The organism is Sphingopyxis sp. (genome assembly GCF_036675685.1).
Taxonomy (GTDB): Bacteria; Pseudomonadota; Alphaproteobacteria; order Sphingomonadales; family Sphingomonadaceae; genus Sphingopyxis.
In genome coordinates this window covers 1-9,469 of record NZ_JAKFEM010000019.1, presented here as the reverse complement: position 1 = coordinate 9,469, position 9,469 = coordinate 1, and the positions used below count along the sequence as shown (strand labels likewise).

At 63.4% G+C, this 9,469-nt stretch carries 13 protein-coding genes; 11 read left to right on the top strand and 2 right to left on the bottom strand.

Features of this window, described 5'->3' with window-relative positions; all coding sequences use genetic code 11:
* The 9 genes from rpsH to V6M50_RS08540 all read left to right on the top strand — a co-directional run.
* Positions 1-313 (top strand): 30S ribosomal protein S8 (gene rpsH / locus V6M50_RS08580; protein ID WP_332818139.1); only part of this gene is annotated, 313 nt, incomplete at its 5' end.
* Positions 313-846, top strand: coding sequence for a 50S ribosomal protein L6 (gene rplF, locus V6M50_RS08575; RefSeq protein ID WP_332818138.1), 534 nt, complete (start codon positions 313-315; stop codon positions 844-846). The genes rpsH and rplF, both read left to right, overlap by 1 nt.
* A 3-nt stretch (positions 847-849) precedes the next feature.
* Positions 850-1,203: a 50S ribosomal protein L18 gene (gene rplR, locus V6M50_RS08570; RefSeq protein WP_088439820.1), complete on the top strand. Its 354-nt coding sequence runs from the start codon at positions 850-852 to the stop codon at positions 1,201-1,203.
* Between the two features lie 2 nt (positions 1,204-1,205).
* Positions 1,206-1,910, top strand: a complete 705-nt coding sequence (rpsE, locus tag V6M50_RS08565) for a 30S ribosomal protein S5 (RefSeq protein ID WP_332818137.1) — start codon at positions 1,206-1,208, stop codon at positions 1,908-1,910.
* Positions 1,911-1,914: 4 nt separating this feature from the next.
* Positions 1,915-2,100 carry a 50S ribosomal protein L30 gene (rpmD, locus tag V6M50_RS08560; protein WP_237835816.1) on the top strand — a complete coding sequence of 62 codons (186 nt, stop codon included), beginning with the start codon at positions 1,915-1,917 and terminating at the stop codon, positions 2,098-2,100.
* Between the two features lie 55 nt (positions 2,101-2,155).
* Positions 2,156-2,680, top strand: a complete 525-nt coding sequence (gene rplO / locus V6M50_RS08555; RefSeq protein WP_332818136.1) for a 50S ribosomal protein L15 — start codon at positions 2,156-2,158, stop codon at positions 2,678-2,680.
* Between the two features lie 142 nt (positions 2,681-2,822).
* Positions 2,823-4,196, top strand: coding sequence for a preprotein translocase subunit SecY (gene secY / locus V6M50_RS08550; RefSeq protein ID WP_332818135.1), 1,374 nt, complete (start codon positions 2,823-2,825; stop codon positions 4,194-4,196).
* Positions 4,197-4,258: 62 nt separating this feature from the next.
* A complete protein-coding gene (locus V6M50_RS08545) occupies positions 4,259-4,918 on the top strand; it encodes an adenylate kinase (protein WP_332818134.1) in 660 nt (219 codons plus the stop codon).
* Between the two features lie 48 nt (positions 4,919-4,966).
* Complete coding sequence (locus V6M50_RS08540) at positions 4,967-5,659, top strand: hypothetical protein (RefSeq protein WP_332818133.1); 693 nt, start codon at positions 4,967-4,969, stop codon at positions 5,657-5,659.
* On the opposite strand, the gene V6M50_RS08535 is transcribed toward V6M50_RS08540, so the two are convergent.
* Both V6M50_RS08535 and V6M50_RS08530 read right to left on the bottom strand, forming a co-directional pair.
* Positions 5,656-6,186, bottom strand: coding sequence for a YceD family protein (locus tag V6M50_RS08535; RefSeq protein WP_332818132.1), 531 nt, complete (start codon positions 6,184-6,186; stop codon positions 5,656-5,658). The two genes, V6M50_RS08540 and V6M50_RS08535, sit on opposite strands and share 4 nt — an antisense overlap.
* On the bottom strand, positions 6,183-6,713 hold the full coding sequence (locus tag V6M50_RS08530; RefSeq protein WP_332818131.1) for a ubiquinol-cytochrome C chaperone family protein: 531 nt from the start codon (positions 6,711-6,713) through the stop codon (positions 6,183-6,185). Before V6M50_RS08530 ends, V6M50_RS08535 begins: the two co-directional genes overlap by 4 nt.
* A gap of 171 nt (positions 6,714-6,884) precedes the next feature.
* Here V6M50_RS08530 and V6M50_RS08525 point away from each other — a divergent pair, with 171 nt between their 5' ends.
* A complete protein-coding gene (locus tag V6M50_RS08525; RefSeq protein ID WP_332818130.1) occupies positions 6,885-7,370 on the top strand; it encodes an outer membrane protein assembly factor BamE in 486 nt (161 codons plus the stop codon).
* Positions 7,371-7,840: 470 nt separating this feature from the next.
* On the top strand, positions 7,841-9,469 hold a 1,629-nt coding region (locus V6M50_RS08520; RefSeq protein WP_332818129.1), incomplete at its 3' end, for a DUF7507 domain-containing protein.

The window sequence follows — 9,469 nt, the reverse complement described above, 5'->3', positions numbered from 1 at the left end:
GCTGCGTGTCCGCGTTCTCGATGTTCTCCAGCGCGAAGGCTATATCCGCGGCTACAGCGAAGAAGCGCTGGGTGCCAAGGGCCAGCACAAGGGCATCCGCATCGAACTGAAATATTTCGAAGGCCAGCCGGCGATCCGCCACGTGGCGCGCGTTTCGAAGCCGGGCCGCCGCGTCTATTCGGGTTCGAAAGAACTTCCGATCGTGCGCAACGGCCTGGGCATCACCATCGTGTCGACCCCGCGCGGCGTTCTTTCGGACGCCGAGGCTCGCGAGCATAATGTCGGCGGCGAAGTGCTGGCGGAGGTGTTCTGATGTCGCGCATTGGTAAAAAAGCAGTGGAGATCCCCGGCGGCGTCACTGCCGCGATCGACGGCGGCCAGCTGTCGGTCAAGGGTCCGAAGGGCTCGCTCGCGATGCCGCTTTCCGACAACATCAAATATGAAGTCGGCGAAGGCAGCATCTCGATTCAGCCCGCGAACGATACCCGCGAAGCGCGCGCCTTTTGGGGTATGCAGCGGACGCTGGTGCAGAACCTGATCACGGGCGTGACCGAGGGCTTTACCAAGGTTCTCGAAATCACCGGTGTCGGCTATCGTGCCAACTCGCAGGGCAAGACGCTGAAGCTACAGCTCGGCTACAGCCATGATGTCGATTTTGCGGTGCCCGAAGGCATCGAGATCAAGACGCCGGACAATACGACGATCGAGATCAGCGGTATCGACAAGCAGCAGGTCGGCCAGGTCGCGGCGGAAATCCGCCGTTGGCGCAAGCCCGAACCCTATAAGGGCAAGGGCATCAAATATCGCGGCGAGTACATCTTCCGCAAAGAAGGCAAGAAGAAGTAAGCCATGGCACATCTTACCCAATTCGAAAAACGCCGCCAGCGCGTTCGTACTGCCCTCCGCAAGCGGGCTGGTGGGCGTGCGCGCCTGTCGGTGCACCGTTCGGGCCGCCACATCTATGCACAGCTCATCGATGACGCTGCCGGCCAGACGCTGGCCGCGGCCTCGACGCTCGACAAGGATGTCCGCGGCAAGACCGGCGCGACCACGGCGGCCGCTGCCGACGTTGGCAAGCGCCTCGCCGCTGCCGCCAAGAAGGCGGGCGTGACGCAGGTCGTGTTCGACCGCGGCGGTTTCCTGTTCCACGGGCGCATCAAGGCGCTGGCCGACGCGGCTCGCGAAGGCGGATTGGAGTTCTAATCATGGCAGACGAAGTACAGAACGTCGAAGGCGCTCCCGAAGCAGCCCCCACCGAAGGCCAGGCTCCGCGCCGCGGCCGCGGCGGTGGCGGCGGTCGTGATGGCGGCCGTGGCGGTCGTGACGGTGGCCGTGGCCGCCGCGACGATCGTCGCCCGCGCGACGAAGAGGGTGGCGAAGAGCTGATCGAAAAGCTCGTTCACATCAACCGCGTCTCGAAAACGGTGAAGGGCGGCAAGCGCTTCGGTTTCGCCGCGCTCGTCGTCGTTGGCGACGGCAAGGGCCGCGCCGGTTTCGGTCATGGCAAGGCGCGCGAAGTGCCCGAAGCCATTTCGAAGGCGACCGCGGCGGCGAAGAAGTCGATGATCCGCGTTCCGCTGCGCGACGGCCGTACGCTGCACCATGATGGCCGCGGCCATTTCGGCGCCGGCAATGTGACGCTGCGTTCGGCGCCTGCCGGTACGGGCATCATCGCCGGTGGCCCGATGCGCGCGGTGTTCGAATCGCTGGGTGTTGCCGATGTGGTGACCAAGTCGGTCGGCACCTCGAACCCCTACAACATGATCCGCGCAACCTTCGAAGCGCTCGGTGAACAGACCAGCCCGAAGTCGGTCGCGCAGCGTCGCGGCAAGAAGGTTTCGGACCTGATCAAGCGCGGCGGTGCATCCGACCGCGCAGCCGAAGCCGAAGCCGCGGCGGTGACGGAGTAAGACGATGGCTGACAAGAAGATCAAGATCCGCCAGATCGGTTCGCCGATCCGTCGTCCCAAGGGCCAGCGCGCCATCCTGACCGGGCTCGGCCTGGGCAAGATGCACCGTGAGGTCGAACTGGTCGACACCCCCGAAGTGCGCGGCATGATCCGCAAGCTGCCGCACATGGTGGAAGTCATCGAGGGCTAAACCCCTCGGGACTCCCCGAATATCTATCCGCGCGACAAAAGCGAAAGCGAGTGCAATGACGATCAAGCTTAACGAACTTCGTGACAACAACGGTGCCCGCAAGGGCCGCATGCGCGTCGGACGCGGCATCGGCTCGGGCAAGGGCAAGACCGCCGGCCGCGGCCAGAAGGGCCAGAAGGCCCGCAGCGGCGTCGCGATCAACGGCTTCGAAGGCGGCCAGATGCCGCTCCACATGCGCATCCCGAAGCGCGGTTTCAACAATATCTTCGCCAAGGACTTCGCGATCGTGAACCTCGGCATGATCCAGAAGCTGATCGATGCGAAGAAGCTCGACGCCAAGGCCGTGATCGATCACGCGGCGCTCAAGGCCGTTGGCCTGGCGCGCGGCGGCAAGGACGGCGTCCGCCTCCTCGCCAAGGGCGAACTCACCGCGAAGCTGACCTTCGCCGTTGCCGGTGCGTCGAAGGGCGCGATCGAAGCGGTCGAGAAGGCCGGCGGCAAGGTCGAACTGCCCGAACCCAAGGCCGAAGGCGAAGGCAAGAAAGCCAAGCGCAAGGCCGAAGCGGCCAAGAAGGCTTAATGCACCTGGGGGCGGGTCGGCACGGGTCGATCCGCCCCCGTCGCATCTGAATTCGGGCCTTTCCCCTTGCGCTTCGTGACCGTCGAACGCACATAGGCGCCGGGTCGCGGGGGCGCGGTCCGCCACTCGAGGAAAGATCATCATGGCCTCTCGCGCCGACCAGCTTGCTTCCAACCTGAACTTTTCGAAGTTCGGCCAGGCGACCGAACTCAAGAACCGCATCTGGTTCACGATCGGTGCGCTGATCGTCTTCCGCTTTCTGTCGTTCGTGCCGCTGCCGGGGGTCGATCCCGTCGCGCTGGCATCGCTTTACAGCCAGGCCGCCTCGGGCGGCGTCCTCGACATCTTCAACACTTTTTCGGGCGGCAGCCTGGAGCGCATGAGCATCATCGCGCTCGGCGTCATGCCCTATATCACGGCGTCGATCGTCGTGCAGCTGGCGGCTGCCTTGTCGCCCAGCCTCGCCGCGCTCAAGAAAGAGGGCGAAAGCGGGCGCAAGAAGCTCAACCAGTACACGCGCTACGGCACCGTCGCGCTGACCGCGATCCAGGGCTATTTCATCGCCGTCGGGCTCGAAACGCTCGGCGCGAGCCAGGGGATCGCCGCGGTCGTCGACCCCGGCATGCTGTTCCGCATCGGCGCGGTCATCAGCATCGTCGGCGGTACTTTGTTCCTGATGTGGCTCGGCGAGCAGATCACCAGCCGCGGCATCGGCAACGGCGTCTCGCTCATCATCATGGCGGGCATCCTCGCCCAGCTGCCGCGCAGCTTTGCGCAGATGTTCACCCAGGTCCGCGAAGGTTCGATGGGCGGCGGCACGATCGTAGCGGTCCTCGGCGGCGCGATCGTCATCATCGCCTTCATCAGCTTCATGGAACGCGCGCAGCGCCGCGTGCTCGTCCAATATCCCAAGCGCGCGACCCAGCGCGGCGTGATGCAGGCCGACCGCAGCCACTTGCCGCTCAAGGTCAACACCGCGGGCGTGATCCCGCCGATCTTCGCCTCGTCGCTGCTGCTGATGCCGCTGACCGTGACGCAGATGATGGGCAACAATGTCCAGGGCGACACCGCGACGAGCGATTTCCTGATCACGCTCAACCAGTATCTCGCGCACGGCCAGCCGCTCTACATGGCGCTCTATGCCGCGGGCATCATCTTTTTCTGCTTCTTCTATGTCGCCGTCGTCTTCAACCCCGAAGAGACCGCCGACAATCTGAAGCGCCAGAACGGCTTCATTCCCGGCATCCGCCCGGGCAAGAACACCGCCGCTTATCTCGACCATGTGCTGACGCGCATCACCGTGATCGGCGCGGCCTATCTGGCGGCGATCTGTCTGATCCCCGAATATTTCATCGCCGGATCGGGCCTGCCGTTCCAGCTCGGCGGCACCAGCCTGCTGATCATCGTCAACGTGACGATCGACACGATCAGCCAGATCCAGAGCCACATGCTCGCGCATCAATATGGCGACCTCATCAAGAAGGCCAAATTGAAGGGCGGCGTTGCGCGACGCTAAAGCGCCCGCTACGTCCATCCGCGCCAGAGGAATAGGGCAACGGGCAGGAAACAGGGGCCTCCATGACGCTGAATATCATTTTGCTGGGTCCGCCGGGGGCGGGCAAGGGAACGCAGGCGGCGCGCCTGGAAGACGAGCATGGCATGGTCCAGCTGTCGACCGGCGACATGCTGCGCGCCGCGGTCAAGGCGGGAACGCCGATCGGCCTCCAGGCAAAAGCCGTAATGGACGCCGGCGAGCTGGTCTCGGATGCGATCGTCTCGGGGCTGATCGGCGAACGGCTCGACGAGCTGGGCGGCGACGTTTCGGTGATCTTCGACGGCTATCCGCGTACCGCGGCGCAGGCCGACGCGCTCGACACGATTCTCAGCGACCGTGGCCGCAAGCTCGATCATGTGATCGAGCTGCTGGTCGAGGAAGACGCGCTCGTCGACCGCATCACCGGCCGTTTCTCGTGCGGCAACTGCGGTGCGGGCTACCACGACCGCTACAAGCTGCCCAAGGTTGCCGACACCTGCGACGTGTGCGGCAGCCACGACTTCAAGCGCCGTCCCGACGACAATGAGGAAACGGTGCGCACGCGCATGACCGAATATCGCGCCAAGACCGCGCCGATCCTGCCGATCTATGAAGCGCGCGGGATCGTGACGCATGTCGATGGCATGGCGCCGATCGATCAGGTCAACGACGCGATCGAAACCGTCCTCGCGACTGCCAGCTAGCCAGTTTCCCCGGCGCCGGTTATTGAGGCGCCAAGGGGGAACGGGCTGATGGCGATTTCCAGATATTTTGCAGGCGCCGCCATGATCGGCGCACTTGCTTTCGTGCCGGCGGTGAGCGCCAAGGTCGTCGATCAGAGCGAAGCCGGCTTCACTGTCGCGCACACCGCGCAGGTCGCGGCGACCCCCGCGGATGTGTGGAAAATGCTCCGCATGCCCCAGAACTGGTGGTCGAAGGATCATAGCTGGTCGGGCGATGCCGCGAACTTTTGGCTCGATTCGCAGGCGGGCGGCTGTTTCTGCGAGAAACTGCCCGACACCGGATCGGGCGTCGGTAGCGTCCAGCACGCGCGCATCCTGTTTTCGAAACCGAACCAGCTGCTTCGCCTGTCGGGTGCTTTCGGGCCGTTACAGGGCGAGGCGCTGAACGGCACGCTGACGATCCAGATCAAGGAGACGCCGACGGGCAGCGCGCTGCGCTTCGACTATGTCGTCGGCGGCTATATGCGCTTCAAGGTCGGCGACATCGCCCCCGCGGTCGACAAGGTGATCGGCGAACAATTGCTCGGCCTCGCCAACGCGCTCGGCGGCGCGCTGCCGCCGACGCGCGATGAAAAGGCCGCGGGCGAGGCAGCCGAAAAGCCCGCGTCCAAGGCGCCCGAAGCGAAGGAAGAGCCGGGGCTCGACGCCGCGGTTGCCGACCTGGTCGAGGATGCGCCGAAGTCGGCGCCCGACGAGCGCTAGGCGCCCGGCTTTCCGCGCAGTTTGGCGAGCGCCGCGAAGGGCCCGGCAGCCTCTTCGCTGAGCACGCCCTTTTCGGCGAGGATGCGGTCGGCGTCGGGGTGGCGCGGAAAGGGATCGAGGCCGAGCGAGAGCGTTTGGACCGCGGCTTCGCCCAGATCGATCCGGTCGCCCTCGAGCGGCAGCAGGTCGAGATCGTCGCTGCCGATCTCGATCTCGTCCTCTTCGCTGGCAGGCGCATCGACATCGCGCAGGAAGCGGAGGTCGAAGCTTTCGGTCAGCGTCGCGGGGACCGGAAGGTCGGTCGCTGCGCAATGCTGGACAAGGTCGGCGTGCACCGCGCCCTTCGCGGCGATCCCGCCGGCGACGGTGCGAATTTCGGCGGTCACGGTGAAGCGGTCGAGCGCTGCCAGCCCCAGCCGCTTTGCAATGCGGGCTCGCGCGTCGGCGTCGGCCTCGATCGCAATGTCGCGGCCTTGCGCGGCATCGGCGAGTGTCACGACCAGCGAGAATTCGGCGTCGGCGCTCAACCCCGCGCTCCGGTCAGGCGGTCGGCGGTAACGAGATCGGACACCGGGGTCGCTGCGAGCGACGCGCGCAGCGCCGCGACTTCGGCCATCACATGCGCAAGCCCCGCTTCGGCGGGCTCGTTGCCGCGCCAAAGGTTGCGGACCAGCGCCGCGCGCAGCTCATCCGATCCGTCGGCGGCGCGATAGACGCCGAGCCGACCGCCGAGCGCGCCGACCATTCGGCCGATCTGCTTGCCGACGACCATGTCGCCAAAGCCGATCTGGCGCATCTGTCCGTCCATGTCGTTCACGAACAATTCGGTCAGCTCGACGCCGGCAAGCTTGTGCGCCGGGTCTTCGTCGATGCGGTGGAGCACGAGCGCCATCACCAGGCTGACCATGTCGAACCGGCCGTCGAGCGTGTCGGGGACCGTTCCTTGGACGTACCAGTGCGGTGCGCGCGCGACGCTGACCACGGCATTCCAGAGCGGGCGCCGCGCCTCGCGTGGGTCGGGACCGGATTTGAATAATTTGCGAAGTGAGATCATGGCACCCGTTTAGGCGTAAACGGCGCGGCGGAAAAGAGCCGCCGGTCAGCTTGTGGCAAGCTTTGCCGCGGCACAAGCGGCTTGTGCGCGCTGTCCGCTTGCGGTTAAGAGGCGCCAGAGCCAGCGCCGACCGCCCGGATTAGCGACGGACCGGCGCAACGGAGATAATAGATGCCTTATTCCATCGTTTCGCTTCCCGCCTCGCGCGCGCGCCTGGTCGCCCTTGGACTGATCGTGGCGCTGGCCTCCGGCGGTTGCGCGCAGCTCAAGGGGCGGCAGGGCTATGTTGTCGATCCGCTGCTGACCGAAGCGATCACCGCGGGTGTCGACAATCGCGAATCGGTGGAAAAGACGCTCGGCCGCCCGACCTTCGTCGGCCAGTTCAGCAACAATGAATATTATTATGTGTCGCGCGAAACGCGCCAGCTCGCCTTCGCCAAGCCGCGCCCGGTGGATCAGCAGGTCCTGCGCGTCCGTTTCGACCCCGCGGGCAATGTCGTCGCGGTCGATCGCACCGGTCTCGAACTCGTGAGCAGGATCAGCCCCGAAGGCGACAAGACCCCGACGCTGGGCCGTCACCGCAGCTTCTTCGAAGACATCTTCGGGAACATCGGTGCGGTCGGCGCTCCGGGAGCCGGCGCTCCCGGTCAACAGTAAAGCTATTGCGCCGCCCCCGCTCTCGGGAAGGCTGATGCTATAACTCGCTGGGAATAGCCATTTAAGCCTCTTGTGGCTGCTTTGCGCCTCATTTCAGTCTTGGGGAAACTCTTAAGCTGTCGTCCGCGACGCTTGAGAAGCGGCCGCTAACGGGCGGTTGAGCCTGCGTTCCGCCATGGCATTCAAGAACTAAGGTCTGGCGGTTAGCCGCCAAGATAGACGGTTTTTCGAGCCCGTCGAAAATTTCGCAGTCGACCGGCGCGGCGGGATCGGCGTCAGATGGCCATCTTCAATGATTAATAATAGTTGAATGGATCATTTACCTTCTCTAAACAGATCTACATCGGTCGTTGCGACTCGAACAGGCTTACTGCCCCGTCGAGCCGTTGAAAGCGAAGCTTTGCCTTCGCGCGGCCTGTTGAATCCACTCCAGGTCATCGCGTGAGGGCGACTGGGTGGGATGAACCAAAATGGCTGACATCGACATCACGGCTCTGGACGCGTCAACGACAATCGGTGGCGCGATTTTCAAGAAACTGTCGCCTTCGGGCGCTGGAACAGGACAATATAATACGTTTCTCGCGATTTCTGACAATGACGGAAATGAGCGCGGCTTCAATTCGGACGATACAAATCCGCTTGATAATACCAACAATGATATCGATGTTTCAAAAACCCATACGGTTCTTCTCGGTACCATTCCTGTAAAGATTATCGACGGCGTTGCTTATTATGAATTTCATGTCGATCTGAACGAATCCAACAACGTTCCCAGCGCACAAATTTCGCTGGATGCATTTCAGATCTATACGTCGAACAATGCCGGGATCGAGGATCTCAATGTTCTGCAGAGCCAGAATCTGGCCTATAATATGGACGCCGGCGGCGACGTCACCTTGCTGATGTCCGATGCTTCGTCGAGCGGCAGTGGCAATGACGATTATGCCGTGTTGGTGCCAGTCGCCAATTTTGCCGGACAAGACCCGGCCACAACCTATTTATACCTATATGTCGAGATGGGCTTCAAAGGCGGCGACTTTGCGGTCAACGGCACGTTCGAAGAATGGAACATCCAGCAAGCCGGCACGCTGAACGGGACGAAATTCTCCGACGTGAACAGCGACGGAGTGCGCGATCAGGACGGCGTCGACAATATTCTTGGCAATGCTGACGACGAAGTGGGCGTGGGCGGCGTTACGATCTTCATTGATGATAATAAGAATGGCATCTTCGATGCGCTGACAGAGCGGTCGACCGTCACCAACGCTGATGGCAGTTACTCCTTCGCTGGCGTGGCCGTGGGCACGCACCAAATCGACGAAATTGTGCCACTGGGCTCGACGCAAACGACTGGTGCTTTTGAGACTGCGACGATAGCCAGCGTCGGCCAGACTGTCGTCGTCGATCCGATCGGCAACCATTATCCTGTCCCCAACATTGCGATCGACAAGGCGTTCGTGAACGTCACCGATGGTCCCGACAACGGCAGTTCGACGACGGTGCTCGACGGGGCGGGCGATATCGCCAATTACACCATCGCGGTCACCAACAACGGAGAGACCGGTCTGGTCGACGTTCAGGTCACGGATGCGCTGGCCGATGGCGGTGTAGTGACCGAGGTCAAGAATGGCGCTTTCAATGTTGGCGACGGAAATTCCAACGCTGTGCTCGATGTCGGGGAAACCTGGCAATATACGGTCCAGCAGACCGCGCTTCAGGCCGATCTCGATACGAATGGCGGTGGCGATGGCGACAAGGACAATAGCGCGACCGTCGTTGCGACCCAGCAGGGCGTTCCAACAAAGCAAGTAACCGCGACGGATACGGCCGAGGCGCCGATTGCGCCGGCGCCGTCGCTTGCGATCGAGAAGACCTTCGTGAAATGGGCCGACGACGGTGCCAATGGCGATGCCGCGGGCGACGTGGCGCAATATACGGTGAAGGTCACGAACACGGGCAACGTCACGCTGACCAACGTCACGGTGGTCGATCCGCTGACCGGGCAGAATATCTCGGGGGTGACCCTCGCGCCGGGAGCGAGCCAGACCTACGACACCAGCTATGTCCTGACCCAGGCCGATCTCGACAATAATGGCGGC